Raw genomic sequence first — 15,503 nt, forward strand, 5'->3', positions numbered from 1 at the left:
ACTGATTTGAACTGAATATGGCCTTACTGCAAATCGCCGAACCCGGCCTCTCCGCCGCCCCTCACCAACACCGATTGGCGATCGGCATCGATCTGGGCACCACCAATTCCCTGGTGGCCTCGGTGCGCAGCGGATCCGCCGCCGTGCTCAAGGACGAGCACGGCCGCAGCCTGCTGCCCTCGGTGGTGCGCTACGCCGAAGAAGGCGGCGTCAGCGTGGGCTACGACGCCCAGAAAGAGCAGAACAAGGACCCGCACAACACCATCGTCTCGGTGAAGCGCTTCATGGGCCGCGGCCTGGCCGATCTGCCGGACGTCCGCAACCTGCCCTATCGCTTCGTCGACGCGCCCGGCATGCTGCAACTGGTGACCCGCGGCGGTATCAAAAGCCCGGTGGAAATCTCCGCCGACATTCTGCGCACCCTGAAACAGCGCGCCGAAGCCAGCCTGGGCGGCGATCTGACCGGCGCGGTCATCACCGTGCCGGCCTATTTCGACGACGCCCAGCGTCAGGCCACCAAGGACGCCGCGCGTCTGGCCGGCCTGAACGTGCTGCGCCTGCTGAACGAACCCACCGCCGCCGCCATCGCCTACGGGCTGGACAACGGCAGCGAAGGCATATACGTCGTCTACGATCTGGGCGGCGGCACCTTCGACGTCTCCATTCTCAAACTCAGCCGCGGCGTGTTCGAAGTGCTGGCCACCAGCGGCGACTCCGCGCTGGGCGGCGACGACTTCGACCATCGCGTCTACTGCTGGATGCTGGAACAAGCCGGCCTGTCCGGGCTAGGCGCCCAGGATACCCGCTTGCTGCTGACCCGCGCCCGCGAGGCCAAGGAAGCGCTGACCGAGCACGCGGAGACTCAGATCACCGCGCTGCTGTCCGACGGCCAGGCCCTGAACCTGACGCTGGACCAGGACACCTTCCGCGGCATCACCAAGAACCTGGTGGACAAGACCCTGCTGCCGGTGCGCAAGGCGCTGCGCGACGCCGGCGTCGCCGCGGACGAGGTCCATGGCGTGGTGATGGTGGGCGGCGCCACCCGCATGCCCCAGGTGCAAAAAGCCGTCGGCGATTTCTTCCGCCAGGAGCCGCTGACCAATCTGGACCCGGACAAGGTCGTCGCCTTGGGCGCGGCGATCCAGGCCAATGTGCTGGCCGGCAACAAGGGCGACGACGAGTGGCTGCTGCTGGACGTGATCCCGCTGTCGCTGGGCATCGAGACCATGGGCGGCCTGACCGAGAAGATCATTCCGCGCAACAGCACCATCCCTGTGGCCCGCGCTCAGGACTTCACCACCTTCAAGGACGGCCAGACCGCGATGTCCATCCACGTGCTGCAAGGCGAGCGCGAGCTGGTGGCCGATTGCCGTTCGCTGGCCAAGTTCACCCTGAGCGGCATCCCGCCGATGGTGGCCGGCGCGGCGCGCATCCGCATCACCTTCCAGGTGGACGCCGACGGCCTGCTGGAAGTGTCCGCCCGCGAACAGACCAGCGGCGTGGAAGCGCGCATCGAGGTCAAGCCCTCCTACGGCCTGAGTGACGAGGAAATCAGCCGCATGCTGACCGAGTCCATGACCCATGTGCATGAAGACATCGAGGCGCGCAAACTGCGCGAAGCCGTCGTCGACGCCACCAGCCTCAGCGAGGCCTGTCGCGTTGCGCTCGCCAGCGACGGCGACCTGCTGGACGCCGACGAACGCGCCGCGGTGGAAGAGGCGCTGGCGGCCGTGGACGCGGCCATCGCCGCCGCTCAAATCGCACGCGAGGTCAACGAGGCCTCCGGCCGCCTCAACCGCGCCACCGAAGAATTCGCCTCGCGCCGCATGGATCGCAATATCCGACGCGCGCTCAAAGGCCACAACATTTCCGATTTGTAAGGATCCGCCATGCCGCGAATCATCGTATTGCCCCACGCCGACCTCTGCCCGGAAGGCCTGGTCATCGACAACGCCGAACCCGGCCAGAACATCTGCCAGGTCCTGCTGGATCACGATATCGAGATCGAGCACGCCTGCGAGATGTCCTGTGCCTGCACAACCTGCCATTGCATCGTCCGCGAAGGCGGCGACTCCCTGAACGAAGCCGACGAGCTGGAAGAAGACCTGCTGGACAAGGCCTGGGGACTGGAAGCCCAGTCCCGGCTGTCCTGCCAGGCCATTGTCGCCGATGAGGATTTGGTGATAGACATTCCCCGGTACACCATCAACCACGCCCGCGAACACCACTAGGAACACGCCCTAAAATCCCTGTAGCCGCGTTGCGCCGCCTTGCCGTACCTCATGTACTGTCCGCGGCGGCGCGCCTTGCTACAGCCGCTGCGCTGGATTTTATGAGCGGTTCCCCGCTCAGGAGACAAGAAGATGAAATGGACCGACGTGCTGGACATCGCCATCGAACTGGCGGAAACCCATCCGGAAGTCGACCCCAAGACCGTGCGCTTCGTTGATCTGCACAACTGGGTCGTCGAGCTGCCGGATTTTGACGACGACCACAGCCGCGGCGGCGAACGCGTGCTGGAGGCGATCCAGCAAGCCTGGATCGACGAGGTGTAATAAGCCTCCCCGCCCCCCGTTTTAGCAAGGCCGCGTCGCAGGATGCGGCCTTTTTGCCGTCTTGGGCCCAAAACCCGCCGTCTCCGCATAGGAAAAGACGGGCCGATGGCGGTATCATCGGACAAAGGCTGCGACAGCCCGCCGGCAGCCTCCTCTTTCGAAACGGAGCTCCCTGATGTTCACCCTCATCATCGGCAATAAAAACTACTCCTCCTGGTCCCTGCGCCCCTGGCTGGTGCTGAAAATGCTGGACGAGCCGTTTGAAGAGCAGCAGATCGATCTCTACCTGTCCGACACCAAGGCCCGCATCCTGGCCGCCAACCCGGCCGGCAAGGTGCCCGTGCTGATAGACCGCAAGCTGCGGATCTGGGATTCGCTGGCCATCTGCGAATACCTGGCCGAATGCTTTCCCGCCGCCAAGCTGTGGCCGGACGACGCGGGACTGCGCGCGGTCGCCCGCTCCATCGTCGCCGAGATCCACTCCGGCTTCTCCGCGCTGCGCGAACACCTGGCGATGAATCTGACGCTGCGCCACATCAATTATCAGAGCACGCCGGCGGTGGAGTTCGACATCGCCCGCATCATCTCGCTGTGGGAAGAGCATCTGCCGCGCCACCAGGCCAACGGCGAATTCATCTTCGGCGGCTTCAGCATCGCCGACGCCTTCTTCGCTCCCATCGCCACCCGCTTCCACACTTATAACGTCAAATTGCCGGAGCAATCGCAGGCTTACGTCGATCGTCTGCTGGCTTTGCCGGCGATGCGGGAGTGGTATGAGGCCGCCCAGGCGGAAGGTCAGCGCGCGTCATAGCGGATAATGTCGCAATTAGAGTGGAAGGACGCGCCATAACTCATTAGAATGGCGCGTTTTTTTATCATTTTTACGCGTAGAAGGATAGTTTCATGACCACCCCGTTCATCATCGGCGTTGCAGGCGGCAGCGGCAGCGGTAAAACCACGGTGACCAATCAAGTGCTGGAAACCATTGGCTCCGAGATGGCGGCAGTGATCATTCAAGACTATTACTACCGCGATCAGAGCCATCTGACCTTCGAACAGCGGCTGGCCACCAACTACGACCACCCGCAAGCCTTCGACTGGCCGCTGCTGATCGAGCACATCGACGATCTGCGCAACGGCCGCGCCATCGAAATGCCGGTCTACGACTTCGCCAACCACACCCGCGCCGAGGAAACCATCACCGTGCAGCCGGCGCCGGTCATCGTCATCGAAGGCCTGTTCCCGCTGTACGACGCCGCGCTGCGCGACATGATGTCCTTGAAGATCTTCGTCGACACCGATTCCGACGTGCGCTTCATCCGTCGTCTCAAGCGCGACATCACCGAACGCGGCCGCACCACCGACAGCGTGATCGAACAATACCTGACCACGGTGCGCCCGATGCACAACCAGTTCATCGAGCCCACCAAGCGCTTCGCCGACGTGATCCTGCCGCACGGCGCCAATGATCCGGCGGTGGACATCATCACCACCAAGGTGGCCAGCCTGATGGTGCACAACTGATTTACCCGGCGGCGTCCGCGCCGCCGTCTTCCGCCCGCTTAGCGGGCCCCAAGCACAGGAGCACTCCATGCACACAATCAAACCGCGCAATCCGCACGCTTGCGCGCCCATCATGAAAAAAGGCGGCGCCCACGGACAAAGCCGCTCCGGACAGCGCCAGGCCGGACGCCAGGCCATGCTGGCCGAACTGGATCTGGATTGGGATCTGGATTGGAACGAAGCGGACGCCTATCCGCCGCAGCCGCAAGCCGCTGCCGACGACGAGCCGGCGGTTTTTGGCGACGTGAATAACAAAGAGCCGCGCAATGCGCGGCTCTTTGTTATTCACGGGGCCCAGCCGGCGTTTAAACGTCGGACTTCAACTGCAGCAAATCCCAACGATTGCCGTACAAGTCCTCGAACACCACCACGGTGCCGTATTCCTCCTCGCGCGGCTGCTCGCTGAAGCTCACGCCCGCCGCCGCCATGCGGCGGTAATCGCGCCAGAAATCGTCGGTATGCAGGAAGAAACCCACGCGGCCGCCGGTCTGGCCGCCCACCGCCGCCTGCTGCCGCGCATTGCTCGCCTTGGCCAGCAGCAGCGCGCACTCGCTCGCTCCCGGCGGCGCCACGCGCACCCAGCGCTTGTCCTCGCCCTGGCGCTCATCCTCCAGCAAGACAAAGCCCAGCTTGTCCACATACCAGGCGATGGCTTCATCGTAATCCGTCACCACCAGGGCGACCGAACCCAAAAACTGTTTCATATCATGCTCCAAACAAAAACGGCGCCCCCGAGGACGCCGTGACGCGTTAGCCGCTCAAGCCCCAAGGGGCCCAAGCCGGCAGCGCTTACTTGCCGATATGCGGCGCCAGCGTATGCAGCAGCTGCGCCAGCACTTTCGGGTTGGCGGCGACGATGTCGCCGGACTCCAGCCAGCCTTGTTCGCCGGACAAATCGGTGACGATGCCGCCCGCTTCCTGCACGATCAGGCTGCCCGCGGCGATGTCCCAAGGCTTGAGGTTCAGCTCCCAGAAACCTTCCACGCGGCCGCAAGCGACATTGCACAGGTCCAGCGAGGCCGCGCCTTCGCGGCGTACGCCGGCGGTCTTGGCCAGCACATCCTTGAGCATGCCCAGGTATTGGTCGATATAGCTTTGGTCGGACACCGGGAAGCCGGTGGCGATCACGCATTCATTCATCATGAAGCGTTTGGACACGCGGATGCGGCGATCGTTGAGGAAGGCGCCGACGCCGCGCGAGGCGGTGAACAGATCGTTGCGGTTGGGGTCGAAGACCACGGCTTGCTGCACCTGGCCCTTGTGCGCCAGCGCGATGGAGATCGCGTACTGCGGGTGGCCGTGCAGGAAGTTGGTAGTGCCGTCGATCGGATCGATGATCCACTCGTATTCCGACGAACCGATGCCTTTCGCGCCGGACTCTTCTGCTAGAATCGCGTGCTTGGGATAAGCTTCCAGAATGGAAGCGATGATGGACTCTTCCGCGGCGCGGTCCACTTCGGTCACGAAGTCATTGTGTTTCTTGCGCTCTACGCGCACCGCGTCGAGATTCAGCGACGCGCGCTGGATGACACTGCCGGCGCGGCGAGCGGCTTTCACCGCGACATTGAGCATCGGATGCATTGACGGCCTCTACACTTTCAACCATGACAGACGTCCGCCACATGACGCGACGTCTGCTAGTAACAATCTGGGTTAAGGAACAAGAAAAACCCGGCGCAATCGGGCAAGGCCGCACGCCTGCCCAATCCGGCAAACGCTGGCCTTGCGCGCAAAACGGCGCGCGGGCTTTCGATAAGCCGGCTATTTTAATGTGAAACTGCTGATGAATAAACCCCAAGTACCTGATTTTCTGAAAAACATTCGCATCGTGTTGGCCCGCCCCAACCATCCGGGCAATATCGGCTCCGCCGCCCGGGCGATGAAAACCATGGGCCTGAGCCGGCTGTATCTGGTTGAACCCAAAGTGTTTCCCAGCGACGAGGCCAATACGCTGGCCTCCGGCGCGGTGGATCTTCTGGAGCAGGCCACCGTGGTGTCCAGCCTGGCCGAGGCCTTGCAAGACGTCACCATCGCCTGCGCGCTGACCAGCCGCCGTCGCGAGCTGACCACCCCGCTGTCCACCCCGCGCCAGACCACGCCGGAACTGGTGGCGCGCGCCCGCGCCGGCGAACAGGTGGCCCTGGTGTTCGGCAACGAGACCTTCGGCCTGTCCATTGAAGAAGTCGAACAATGCAACCGCCTGGTGACCATCCCCGGCAACCCGGACTACTTCTCGCTGAATCTGGCGATGGCGGTGCAGGTGATGACTTACGAACTGTTCAGCCACACCGGCGTGGACGTCGACTATCTGCGCGCAGACAGCGACGCGGCGGCGCTGGGCGAGGTGGAGGGCTTCTGCGGCCACCTGGAACAGACCATGGACAAGATAGGCTATTTCCGCCGCCGCAACAGCGAACGGATGATGCGCCGGATGCGCACCCTGTTCAACCGCTCCGGCCTGCTGCGCGAGGAAATCGACATCCTGCGCGGCTTCCTCAAACAGGTGCAGCGCGCCGCCGACGGCGAAGTCCGCCGCGACGCGCCCGGACAGGATGGCGAATAAGCCGCCGTTCACCCTGCCCTACGCGCACCCGGCGGTGCGCGATCTGGCTTTTCTGCTCTCCGCGCCCTCTCCCTGGCGCAGCGGCGCGGACATCCCGCCGCAGCGGCTGCTGGGGGCCGACGGCCCGGCCTTGCTGCAAACGCTGGACGCCGATCCTGCCGAACTTCAGCACTGGCTGGCGCGCCAGCCCACCCGCCGTCTGGGCCATTACGCGGAACGGCTGCTGTCCTTCTGGTTCCGGCTGGCGCCGCACATCGAACTGGTGGCCAGCAATCTGCCGGTGCGCGCGCCGGACGGCCGCACCGTCGGCGAGTTCGACTTCCTGCTGCGCCTAGACGGCCAACCGCTGCATCTGGAAGCCGCCAGCAAGTTCTATCTGCAACTGGGCCGCAGCGCGGACACCTTGACCGGCCCCAGCCTGCGCGACGCCTGGGCGCTGAAAGCCCATAAACTGCAAACCCAGCTGCGCCTGTCCCGCCACCCGGCGGCGCAAGCGACGCTTCCGGCGGGCTTTGAGGGCTGCGCGGTCGGCGCCCGGCTCAGCGGCTGGCTCTTCCACGCCCGCGACACCGCGCCGGAAGCGCCGCCCGGCGCCCAGCCGCTGTACGGGCAATACTGGCCGCTGCGCGGCGACTGGCCGGCGTTGAATGCGGATTCGCGCTGGGCCTGGCTGCCCAGGCTCAGTTGGCTGGCGCCGGCGCGCCGCTCACGGGAACACACCGCCGACGCGGCGGAACTGCGCGCGCGCCTGGAACAGGCCGAGGCGCCGCAGCTACTGGCCGAACTGCAACCCGGCCCCGACGGCGACTGGCATGAAGTGGCCCGCGGCTTCGCCGTGCCGCCGGGCTGGCCTCAGGAAGCGCCGCTGTCGCGGCTGCTGCTGCAAATCGCGGACTGCGCGCCGGCCCCATGAAAAAAGGCAAGCCCGAGGGCTTGCCTTGCGTTTTCCATCTGTCCGCCCGCGCGGCGGAATCAATGTCCGTTGGCGTGAGCGCAGCCGGAAATCAGCGCCTTCAATTCGTCCACCATCACCAGTTGGATGTGCTTGTGATCGACGGTGATCCAGCCTTGCTGCTGGAACTTGGACAGCGTGCGGCTGACGGTTTCCAGCTTCAGGCCGAGGAAGCTGCCGATTTCCTCGCGGCTCATGCGCAGGATGAAGTCGTTGGCGGCGAAGCCGCGGGTGGACAGACGCTGCGACAGATTGAGCAGGAAGGCGGCCAGGCGCTCTTCCGCCTTCATGTTGCCCAATAACAACATTACATTCTGATCGCGAACGATCTCGCGGCTCATCAGACGGTAGAAATGGTGCTGCAGGGTGGGAATTTCGCGGCCCAGGCTCTCCATGCGGCTGAACGGCAGCTCGCACACCTCGCTGTCCTCCAGCGCGATGGCGTCGCAGCCGTGCACATTGGCGGAAATGCCGTCCAGGCCCATCAGTTCGCCGGACATATGGAAGCCTGTGACCTGCTCGCGGCCGTCCTGGCTGGCGACGCTGGTCTTGAAGAAGCCGGTGCGCACCGCGAACAGCGAACGGAAGCCTTCGCCGCTGCGGAACAAGTACTCGCCGCGCTTCAAACGGCGGCTTTGGCGGATCACCGCGTCGAGCTGGGTCAGCTCCTCGCGGTTAAGCCCCACAGGTAGACAAAGTTCCTTCAGGCTGCAGTTGGAGCAGGAGACCTTCAGGTTATGCAAAGAGATATGGTTCTGATCGGACATGGCATGTTTAGTACAAGCTTGCGATGAAGCTTGACCCTTATCAAAGCGAAATTCGCAGGATTTCCGCAAATTTACCAGTCCACCAGAGGTTTTGCCATCCAAATACGACATGAAGACCACCCACCCATTTTCTCCTGCCCATTTTGAATTCGACCGCGCGCTGATTGAGCGCCTCGACGGGACAGGTCCTAGATATACGTCATACCCGACAGCGGATCGCTTTACGCCGGGTTTTGCCGAAAGAGACTACATCCACTGGCTACGGCAGCGCAGCATCGGCGCCAACCGGAAACCTTTATCATTGTACGCTCATATACCTTTTTGCAACACTATCTGCTACTACTGCGGTTGCAACAAGATCATCACCAAGGACAGCGGCAAAGCGGACTTGTACCTGGACTACCTGGAGAAGGAGGTCCGCATGATCGCCTCCTGTCTGGGCCGCCGCGAGCAAGTGATACAGCTGCATTTCGGCGGCGGCACCCCCACTTTCTTGTCCGACGCGCAACTGGAACGATTGATGACCTTGCTCAAGACTCATTTCGAGTTCTTGAAGGAGGGGGAGTATTCCATAGAAATAGACCCGCGCAAAGTCAGCGCGGCGACAATCTTCAAACTGGCCGAACTCGGCTTCAACCGCATCAGCGTCGGGATTCAGGACTTTGAACCGGCGGTGCAGCAGGCGGTGAACCGGGTGCAGTCCGAAGAGGAAACACTGGAGGTGATCCAGGCCGCGCGCGACGCCGGCTTCAAGTCCGTCAGCGTCGATCTGATCTACGGCCTGCCGCTGCAGACCCGGGAATCGGTGCGCCGCACGCTGGACAAGGTGATCGCCATCGGGCCGGACCGGCTGGCGCTGTACAACTACGCCCACCTGCCCACCGTGTTCATGCCGCAGCGGCGCATCAACGAGGCCGATCTGCCCTCGCCGGAAACCAAGCTGGACATCCTGCAGGACTCGGTGCAGCGCCTGGCCGACGCCGGCTATGTCTTCATCGGCATGGATCACTTCGCCAAGCCGGACGACGAACTGGCCTCCGCCCTGCGCCAGGGCCGGCTGCAACGCAATTTCCAGGGTTACTCCACCCATGCGGACTGCGACATGATCGGTCTTGGCGTGTCCTCCATCGGCAAGATCGGCCCCTGTTACAGCCAGAGCGCCAAGGACTTGGACAGTTATTACGCGGCGCTGGACAGCGGCCATCTGCCGGTGTTGCGCGGGCTGACGCTGGACAATGACGACATCCTGCGCCGCAGCATCATCCAGGGCCTGATGTGTCGCTTCTCGCTGTCGGTGGAGGCGCTGGAAGAGATCCACGGCATCAACTTCGCCGAGTACTTCGCCGAAGAACTGCCGCAGATCCGCGAATACCAGCAACTGGGCCTGCTGTCCTTCGACGGCGACTTCATCATGGTGGAGCCCAAGGGCCGCTTCCTGATCCGCAATATCGCGATGATCTTCGACCGGCATCTGCGAGAGCGCCGCACCCAGGCGCGCTACTCCAAGACCATTTGAACGGGGCTAGCAACAAAACAGCCCGCGTCTGGACGCGGGCTGTTTATCGTTGGAGCCGGACGCAGGCTTACCAGATGTCTTTTTCCACCTTGGCGGCCAGTTCCGGGTAATCCGCCACCTTGAACACCGGGGTGGACTCGCCCCGCTTCAGCTGACGCTCGTAATCCTTCAGCACGATGAAGAAATAACGCGACAGCAGCACGATGGCCACCAGATTGATCAGCGCCATCAGGCCCATGGCGAAGTCGGCCATATCCCACACCAGCGGCAGGCTGGCCACCGCGCCGAACATCACCATCGCCAGCACGATCAGACGGAAGGCCAGCAAGATCCCCTTATTGCTGCGGATGAATTCGACATTGCCCTCGGCGTAAGCGTAATTGCCGATGATGGTGGAAAAAGCGAACAGGAACATCGCCACCGCTAGGAAGGACGCGCCTATCGGGCCGAACTGCGATTCGATCGCCTTCTGCGTCAGCGCCACGCCGCTCAAACCCTGGTCATACACGCCGGACAGCAGAATGATGGCGGCGGTGGCGGTACAGATCACCATGGTGTCGATGAAGACGCCGAACATCTGGATCGCGCCCTGACTCGCCGGGTGACGCGAAGTCGCCGTCGCCGCCGCGTTGGGGGCGGAGCCCATGCCCGCCTCATTGGAGAACAGGCCGCGCTTGATGCCCAGCATCATCGCCTGGCTCACCGCATAGCCGGCAAAGCCGCCCGCCGCCTGCTCCAGACCGAAGGCGCTCTTGACGATCAACACGATCAAACCCGGCAGCTCGGCCGCGTGCGCCGCCAAGACATAGAAGGTCATCAGCAGATAAATGGCCGCCATCACCGGCACCAGCCACTCGGCCACCCGCGCCACCGAGCGCACGCCGCCAAAAATGATGGGGGCAGTCATCACCACCAGGGCGATGCCCACCATATAGCGGTTCCAGCCCCAGGCGCCCTCGGTGGCCGCCACGATGGAGTTGGCCTGCACCGCGTTGAACACCAGGCCGAAGGCCAGGATCAGACACAGGGCGAAGATCACGCCCAGCCAGCGTTGCCCCAGGCCTTTCTGGATGTAGTAGGCCGGGCCGCCGCGGAAGGTGTCGTCATGGTGATTGGTCTTGAACAGCTGCGCCAAAGTCGATTCGGCGAAAGCGCTGGCCATGCCCAGCATGGCGGTCAGCCACATCCAGAACACCGCGCCGGGGCCGCCGGCGGCAATGGCGATGGCCACGCCGGCGATATTGCCGGTGCCCACCCGGCTGGCGAGGCCGGTGGCGAAAGCCTGGAACGGCGAAATATCGTCCTTGCTGCGATGGCCGCCGCGGCCGCCCATCATTTCGCGCCAGCCGCGCGCGAACAGCCTCAGCTGCAACAGGCCGGAACGCAACGAGAAATACAAGCCGACGGCCAACAACAGACCGATCAGCATCTTGCCCCAAATCACATCATTGGCGGCATTGATAAACGAATGAAGCAAGTCCATGGATCCTCTTAAAGCTCTGAGCGTGGCAATCTGGAAATGGGCGACGCGCGCCGGAAGGATTTCAGACTGGAAGATTGACCCCGTCCCGATCTTGGCGCCGGGCTCGAGGGTTGCGGTCTTGACGAGACGGCTCCCCGCGGCCGTCAGGCCGCCTGCTTCGGGACACCGCTTCGTCAGACTGTTTTGATGCGAAACCCGGCGAATTTAGCAAAATAGAGTGATTGCTGGCAATGCCGGACGCCATCGGCCAAAGCCGCGCCAGCCGGCTTTCCGTCGCGCCCGGGAACGCCTTTGTCATTGATCCCGTCCAGAGAGCGGCCTATTTATCCAAGCACAAAACAATCAAAAGTCATTTTTGATGACTTAAGCATTATGGCCGGTTGCCTTCATACGCCAGACAAGGCAAAGCTCATGCTCCCGCCCGCAATGAACTGATACGCGACGCTTCAGCCCAGCCATCGCATTTCATGCGGCAATCGCAGTCCGTGAAAATTGCCTATTCTGGAACTGGCGCGGTAGACGTTCACATTGCGGGCGTCGCCGCCACAGTCAGGAGCGAAATCATGACAACGCCCGTGGTAAGGCTGATGCAGCGCTTGAGCTACCCCAGCCGCTTTGCGCTGATCGGCGCGGTCTTTGCCGTCGCCTTACTCTATATGGTGTACGGTCTGTATCGAACCAATCAGGACAATATCGACTTTTCGCAAAAAGAAAGAGTCGGCGTGTCCTACATCCAGCCGCTGCATCACCTGCTGGGCGCGCTGGAACAAGCTCAGGATCTGGCCGTGCGAGCGGCGCAGGGCGAGGCCGCCGCCAAGGCGGCGCTGCCGGCGGCGCAGGCGCAGTTGGAGCAAGGCTGGAACCGGCTGCAAAGCGCCCATGAACAATACGGCGCCATCCTGCAAACCGACGAGGCCTGGAAAACCGCCAGCGCCGCGCGAGGCACGCTGTCGCGGATAGGCGCAGCGCCGCCGCCGCAAGTGATCGCCAGCTTCGACAGCACCGCGGACAAACTCAACGCCCTGCTCGGCGCCGCCAGCGACAATTCCAATCTGACGCTGGACCCGGACATCGACAGCTATTACCTGATGGACGCCGCCACCGCCAAGCTGCCCTCGCTGAGCAACTACATCGGCGAAGCGCTGGCCTGGGCCGCCAAACCGGAAGCCGGCCAGGCGCTGACGCCGGCGGAACGCGACCGCCTGGTGGAACTGCGCCCGCTGATCAACGGCGCGCTGGACGGCTTGAATGGCGATCTGGCCAAGGCGCTGGCCTACAATCCGGCGCTGAAGACCGCGCTGAACGCCGAATCCCAGGCCTTGGCCGCGTTTCATCAAGGCCAGGGCGCGGCCATAGACAAGGCCATCGCCGGCCAAACCGGCGCGGCCTTGGCGGTGAGCGGCATGGCGGCGAAAAACGCCGAGATCGGCGCCCGCTTCGGCGACGTGACGCTGAACAATCTGGACACGCTGCTGCAAGCCCGCATCGAACGGATGCAGGCCCAGCGCAATTTCTACATCGGCATCGGCCTGGCCGCCATGCTGCTGGCCAGCTTCCTGTTCCACCAGCTCTATCTGTCCATCACCCTGCAACTGGGCGGCGAGCCTTTCTACGTTCAAAGCGTGGTCGAGCAATTGGCCGCCGGCCAGCTGGGCACCCGCATCCAGTTGCGCGAACAGGACCGTAGCAGCTTGCTCGCCTCCATCGGCCAGATGCGCGACCAATTGCGCGACACCGTGACCCAGTTGCTGGACACCTCGCGCGAAGTCAATTCGGCCGCCGACCAGATGGCGCAAAGCGCCCAGAACGTGTCCCACAGCAGCACCAAGCAAACTCAGGCGGCGGCCAGCATGGCGGCGGCGATCGAACAGTTGAGCACCAGCCTGATGGTCAGCGCCGAGCAATCGGAACAAGCCAATCAACTCTCGCGCGCCGCGGTCAGCCAATCCAGCGAGGGCAACGCCATCATCCACGACGCCAGCGCCAGCATGGACAGCATCGTGCGCGACGTGTCCTCGGCCTCGGAAACCATAGGCGCGCTGGGCCAGCAATCGGAGTCCATCGCCAGCATCGTCGATGTGATCCGCGATGTCGCCGACCAAACCAATCTGCTGGCGCTGAACGCCGCCATTGAAGCCGCGCGCGCCGGCGAACAAGGCCGCGGCTTCGCCGTGGTGGCCGACGAGGTGCGCAAGCTGGCGGAACGCACCGCGCAATCCACCACCGAGATCAGCACCATCGTCTCCGACATCCAGCGCACCTCGCAGCAGGCCATCGCCAATATGCAAACCGGCATGAGCGCCATCATGCAAGGCCAGGAAAACACCCGCAACGCCGGCGCCAGCATCGCCTCCATCCGCCAATGCGTGGACCAGGTGCTGGACAGCATCCATCAAATCACTCAGGGGCTGAAGGAACAGAGCAGCGCCAGCCAGTCCCTGGCGCAAAACGTGGAGAGCGTGGCGCGGATGTCGGAAACCAACGCCAGCGCCGTCGAAGCCAGCGCGCAGACCGCCGGCGAACTGCAGTCGGTGTCGCAGCGGCTGGGCCAGCTCGCCGGCCGCTTCAGCGTCTAGGCCGCGATGCGGCGCCTGCTGTGGCTGGGGATCGCGGCGCTGGCCCCGGCGCCGGCCGCGGCGGCCGGGCTGACCATACTGGTCAGCCCTCAGCCTCCCATCATCGAAGTGTCAGCCGATCAGCAACGCGTCTCCGGCGCCACCATCGACCTGATGCGCGCGCTGTCGCAACGCGCCGGCCTGCCGTTCAAGTTCGCGCCCTACCCCACCGCCCGCGCGGTGCTGCTGGTCCGGCACACCCCGGACACCTGCCTGACCGCCGCCCGCTTTCCCGAACGCGAGGCGCTGTTCCGCTGGAGCGAGCCCATCATCCGCCTGCGGCTGGTGCTGCTGGCGCGTCAAGACGAGACCCGCCGCTTCGGCAAGGCGGAGCAGGCCCGGCAATTCCACATCGGCGCCGTGCGCGGCACCGCCGTGGCCAGCCGGCTAAGACAACAGGGCTGGGCGCTGGACGAAAGCGCGGACTTGGAAACCAGCCTGCGCAAACTGCAATTGGGCCGCATCGACTTGCTGGCCACGCTGGATGTGGGCATACAGGGCATGGCCGACAAAATGAAAATGGCGACGCCGCGCGTCGCCCTGGTGGTGAATGAGACGGACATCTATTTCGCCTGCCATCCTCAATTGAGCGACGACGCCATGCAACGGCTGAACCACGCCATCCTGACGATGAAGGCGGACGGGAGCTTCAAGGCTTTCAATCTGAAATAGGCCGCAGCAAATCCAAGCGATCCGTGCAGACGCTGTCCACGCCCCAGGCCAGCAAGCGCTCGGCGTCGACCGGCCGGTTCACCGTATAGCACAGCAATTGAAAGCCGGCTCGCTTGATCTCGGCGCTCAGCTCAGCGTTCAAGCTCTGGTGATCACAGTGCAGCGCAATACAAGCCAGCTCGCGCAAACGCGCCTCCCAGTCCGCCGGCGCCTGCTCCACCAGCCAGGCGCGCGGCAGACACGGCGCGGCATCGCGCGCGGCGCGCAGCGCCTCGTCGGAAAAAGACGACAGCAAGGGCGGCTGCGCGGCGCCGACCCATAGCCGCGCGGCTTCCGCCGCCACCGCCGCGCCGGTGTCCGCCTCCCGTCCCGGGCAGGGTTTGATCTCGATGTTCAAGGCGATGCCGTGCGCAAGGCAATAAGCGGCGACATTGTCCAGCGTCGGCATCGGCTCGCCGGCAAAAGCCGCGCCCTTCCAGCCGCCGGCGTCCAGCCGCGCCAATTGCGCCATGCTCATCGCCGCCGCCGCGCCGCGGCCGTTGCTGGTGCGCTCCACCGTGTCGTCGTGCAGCAGGAAGCAAACATTGTCCGCGGACAGCTTCACATCGCATTCCGCGCCGCGGTAGCCGTAGCGCAGACCTTCGCGAAATCCCGCCAGAGTGTTCTCCGGCGCCAGGACGCCGCCGCCGCGATGGGCGATGAAGCGGGGATAAGGCCATTGCCGGCCGGACGTGGACTGGGACATGGGCGCTTCCTTGCGGACCTCGGACAAAAGGCGTCATTGTCGCCGACGCGGATTGCAGGCGGATGACGCGCT

Annotated in this window: 16 protein-coding genes; 10 read left to right on the top strand and 6 right to left on the bottom strand. The window is 63.9% G+C overall.

The window, feature by feature from the left end; translation table 11 throughout:
- Positions 1 to 17: 17 nt before the first annotated feature.
- The 5 genes from hscA to udk all read left to right on the top strand — a co-directional run bounded on the left by hscA (position 18) and on the right by udk (position 4,079).
- Positions 18 to 1,880: a Fe-S protein assembly chaperone HscA gene (hscA, locus tag JC616_RS18345; protein WP_227104694.1), complete on the top strand. Its 1,863-nt coding sequence runs from the start codon at positions 18 to 20 to the stop codon at positions 1,878 to 1,880.
- 9 nt (positions 1,881 to 1,889) lie between these two features.
- Complete coding sequence (gene fdx, locus JC616_RS18350) at positions 1,890 to 2,231, top strand: ISC system 2Fe-2S type ferredoxin (protein ID WP_107800350.1); 342 nt, start codon at positions 1,890 to 1,892, stop codon at positions 2,229 to 2,231.
- Positions 2,232 to 2,363: 132 nt separating this feature from the next.
- Positions 2,364 to 2,555 carry a Fe-S cluster assembly protein IscX gene (gene iscX, locus JC616_RS18355; RefSeq protein ID WP_227104696.1) on the top strand — a complete coding sequence of 64 codons (192 nt, stop codon included), beginning with the start codon at positions 2,364 to 2,366 and terminating at the stop codon, positions 2,553 to 2,555.
- A gap of 175 nt (positions 2,556 to 2,730) precedes the next feature.
- Positions 2,731 to 3,366, top strand: a complete 636-nt coding sequence (locus tag JC616_RS18360; RefSeq protein ID WP_107800352.1) for a glutathione S-transferase family protein — start codon at positions 2,731 to 2,733, stop codon at positions 3,364 to 3,366.
- A 92-nt stretch (positions 3,367 to 3,458) separates the two neighbouring features.
- Complete coding sequence (gene udk / locus JC616_RS18365) at positions 3,459 to 4,079, top strand: uridine kinase (RefSeq protein WP_048413454.1); 621 nt, start codon at positions 3,459 to 3,461, stop codon at positions 4,077 to 4,079.
- Position 4,080: 1 nt separating this feature from the next.
- Here udk and JC616_RS18370 read toward each other — a convergent pair whose 3' ends face one another.
- The 3 genes from JC616_RS18370 to JC616_RS18380 all read right to left on the bottom strand — a co-directional run bounded on the left by JC616_RS18370 (position 4,081) and on the right by JC616_RS18380 (position 5,699).
- Positions 4,081 to 4,407, bottom strand: a complete 327-nt coding sequence (locus JC616_RS18370) for a hypothetical protein (RefSeq protein WP_227104698.1) — start codon at positions 4,405 to 4,407, stop codon at positions 4,081 to 4,083.
- Positions 4,408 to 4,423: 16 nt separating this feature from the next.
- Positions 4,424 to 4,822 carry a VOC family protein gene (locus JC616_RS18375; RefSeq protein WP_107800353.1) on the bottom strand — a complete coding sequence of 133 codons (399 nt, stop codon included), beginning with the start codon at positions 4,820 to 4,822 and terminating at the stop codon, positions 4,424 to 4,426.
- A gap of 85 nt (positions 4,823 to 4,907) precedes the next feature.
- The gene (locus tag JC616_RS18380) at positions 4,908 to 5,699 is read right to left on the bottom strand and encodes an inositol monophosphatase family protein (RefSeq protein ID WP_048411783.1); all 792 of its coding nucleotides are present in this window, start codon (positions 5,697 to 5,699) and stop codon (positions 4,908 to 4,910) included.
- 202 nt (positions 5,700 to 5,901) lie between these two features.
- On the opposite strand from JC616_RS18380, the gene JC616_RS18385 reads away from it, so the two are divergent.
- Together JC616_RS18385 and JC616_RS18390 are read left to right on the top strand one after the other, a co-directional pair.
- Complete coding sequence (locus JC616_RS18385) at positions 5,902 to 6,681, top strand: RNA methyltransferase (protein ID WP_227104700.1); 780 nt, start codon at positions 5,902 to 5,904, stop codon at positions 6,679 to 6,681.
- Positions 6,671 to 7,594, top strand: a complete 924-nt coding sequence (locus tag JC616_RS18390; RefSeq protein WP_107800355.1) for a DUF1853 family protein — start codon at positions 6,671 to 6,673, stop codon at positions 7,592 to 7,594. Before JC616_RS18385 ends, JC616_RS18390 begins: the two co-directional genes overlap by 11 nt.
- 59 nt (positions 7,595 to 7,653) lie before the next feature.
- Here JC616_RS18390 and fnr read toward each other — a convergent pair whose 3' ends face one another.
- On the bottom strand, positions 7,654 to 8,400 hold the full coding sequence (fnr, locus tag JC616_RS18395; protein WP_043590811.1) for a fumarate/nitrate reduction transcriptional regulator Fnr: 747 nt from the start codon (positions 8,398 to 8,400) through the stop codon (positions 7,654 to 7,656).
- Between the two features lie 109 nt (positions 8,401 to 8,509).
- On the opposite strand from fnr, the gene hemN reads away from it, so the two are divergent.
- Positions 8,510 to 9,916 carry an oxygen-independent coproporphyrinogen III oxidase gene (gene hemN / locus JC616_RS18400; protein ID WP_227104702.1) on the top strand — a complete coding sequence of 469 codons (1,407 nt, stop codon included), beginning with the start codon at positions 8,510 to 8,512 and terminating at the stop codon, positions 9,914 to 9,916.
- A 67-nt stretch (positions 9,917 to 9,983) separates the two neighbouring features.
- Here hemN and JC616_RS18405 read toward each other — a convergent pair whose 3' ends face one another.
- On the bottom strand, positions 9,984 to 11,399 hold the full coding sequence (locus JC616_RS18405; protein WP_107800357.1) for an alanine/glycine:cation symporter family protein: 1,416 nt from the start codon (positions 11,397 to 11,399) through the stop codon (positions 9,984 to 9,986).
- A 563-nt stretch (positions 11,400 to 11,962) separates the two neighbouring features.
- Here JC616_RS18405 and JC616_RS18410 point away from each other — a divergent pair.
- Both JC616_RS18410 and JC616_RS18415 read left to right on the top strand, forming a co-directional pair.
- Positions 11,963 to 13,975 (top strand): methyl-accepting chemotaxis protein, encoded by a 2,013-nt coding sequence (locus JC616_RS18410; RefSeq protein ID WP_227104704.1) that lies wholly within the window; start codon positions 11,963 to 11,965, stop codon positions 13,973 to 13,975.
- 6 nt (positions 13,976 to 13,981) lie between these two features.
- On the top strand, positions 13,982 to 14,686 hold the full coding sequence (locus tag JC616_RS18415) for a substrate-binding periplasmic protein (RefSeq protein WP_227104706.1): 705 nt from the start codon (positions 13,982 to 13,984) through the stop codon (positions 14,684 to 14,686).
- Here JC616_RS18415 and ugpQ read toward each other — a convergent pair.
- On the bottom strand, positions 14,673 to 15,431 hold the full coding sequence (gene ugpQ, locus JC616_RS18420; protein WP_227104708.1) for a glycerophosphodiester phosphodiesterase: 759 nt from the start codon (positions 15,429 to 15,431) through the stop codon (positions 14,673 to 14,675). The two genes, JC616_RS18415 and ugpQ, sit on opposite strands and share 14 nt — an antisense overlap.
- Between the last annotated feature and the right edge of the window lie 72 nt (positions 15,432 to 15,503).

This window comes from Chromobacterium rhizoryzae, assembly GCF_020544465.1.
GTDB lineage: Bacteria > Pseudomonadota > Gammaproteobacteria > Burkholderiales > Chromobacteriaceae > Chromobacterium.

Bases quoted from the DNA above. Each gene is read 5' to 3' on its own strand.
- iscX (WP_227104696.1), top strand. From the start codon at position 2,364: ATGAAATGGACCGACGTGCTGGACATCGCCATCGAACTGGCGGAAACC.
- hemN (WP_227104702.1), top strand. From the start codon at position 8,510: ATGAAGACCACCCACCCATTTTCTCCTGCCCATTTTGAATTCGACCGC.
- fdx (WP_107800350.1), top strand. From the start codon at position 1,890: ATGCCGCGAATCATCGTATTGCCCCACGCCGACCTCTGCCCGGAAGGC.
- JC616_RS18375 (WP_107800353.1), bottom strand. From the start codon at position 4,822: ATGAAACAGTTTTTGGGTTCGGTCGCCCTGGTGGTGACGGATTACGAT.
- hscA (WP_227104694.1), top strand. From the start codon at position 18: ATGGCCTTACTGCAAATCGCCGAACCCGGCCTCTCCGCCGCCCCTCAC.
- JC616_RS18410 (WP_227104704.1), top strand. From the start codon at position 11,963: ATGACAACGCCCGTGGTAAGGCTGATGCAGCGCTTGAGCTACCCCAGC.
- udk (WP_048413454.1), top strand. From the start codon at position 3,459: ATGACCACCCCGTTCATCATCGGCGTTGCAGGCGGCAGCGGCAGCGGT.
- fnr (WP_043590811.1), bottom strand. From the start codon at position 8,400: ATGTCCGATCAGAACCATATCTCTTTGCATAACCTGAAGGTCTCCTGC.
- JC616_RS18380 (WP_048411783.1), bottom strand. From the start codon at position 5,699: ATGCATCCGATGCTCAATGTCGCGGTGAAAGCCGCTCGCCGCGCCGGC.
- JC616_RS18360 (WP_107800352.1), top strand. From the start codon at position 2,731: ATGTTCACCCTCATCATCGGCAATAAAAACTACTCCTCCTGGTCCCTG.
- JC616_RS18390 (WP_107800355.1), top strand. From the start codon at position 6,671: ATGGCGAATAAGCCGCCGTTCACCCTGCCCTACGCGCACCCGGCGGTG.
- JC616_RS18415 (WP_227104706.1), top strand. From the start codon at position 13,982: ATGCGGCGCCTGCTGTGGCTGGGGATCGCGGCGCTGGCCCCGGCGCCG.
- JC616_RS18385 (WP_227104700.1), top strand. From the start codon at position 5,902: ATGAATAAACCCCAAGTACCTGATTTTCTGAAAAACATTCGCATCGTG.
- JC616_RS18405 (WP_107800357.1), bottom strand. From the start codon at position 11,399: ATGGACTTGCTTCATTCGTTTATCAATGCCGCCAATGATGTGATTTGG.
- ugpQ (WP_227104708.1), bottom strand. From the start codon at position 15,431: ATGTCCCAGTCCACGTCCGGCCGGCAATGGCCTTATCCCCGCTTCATC.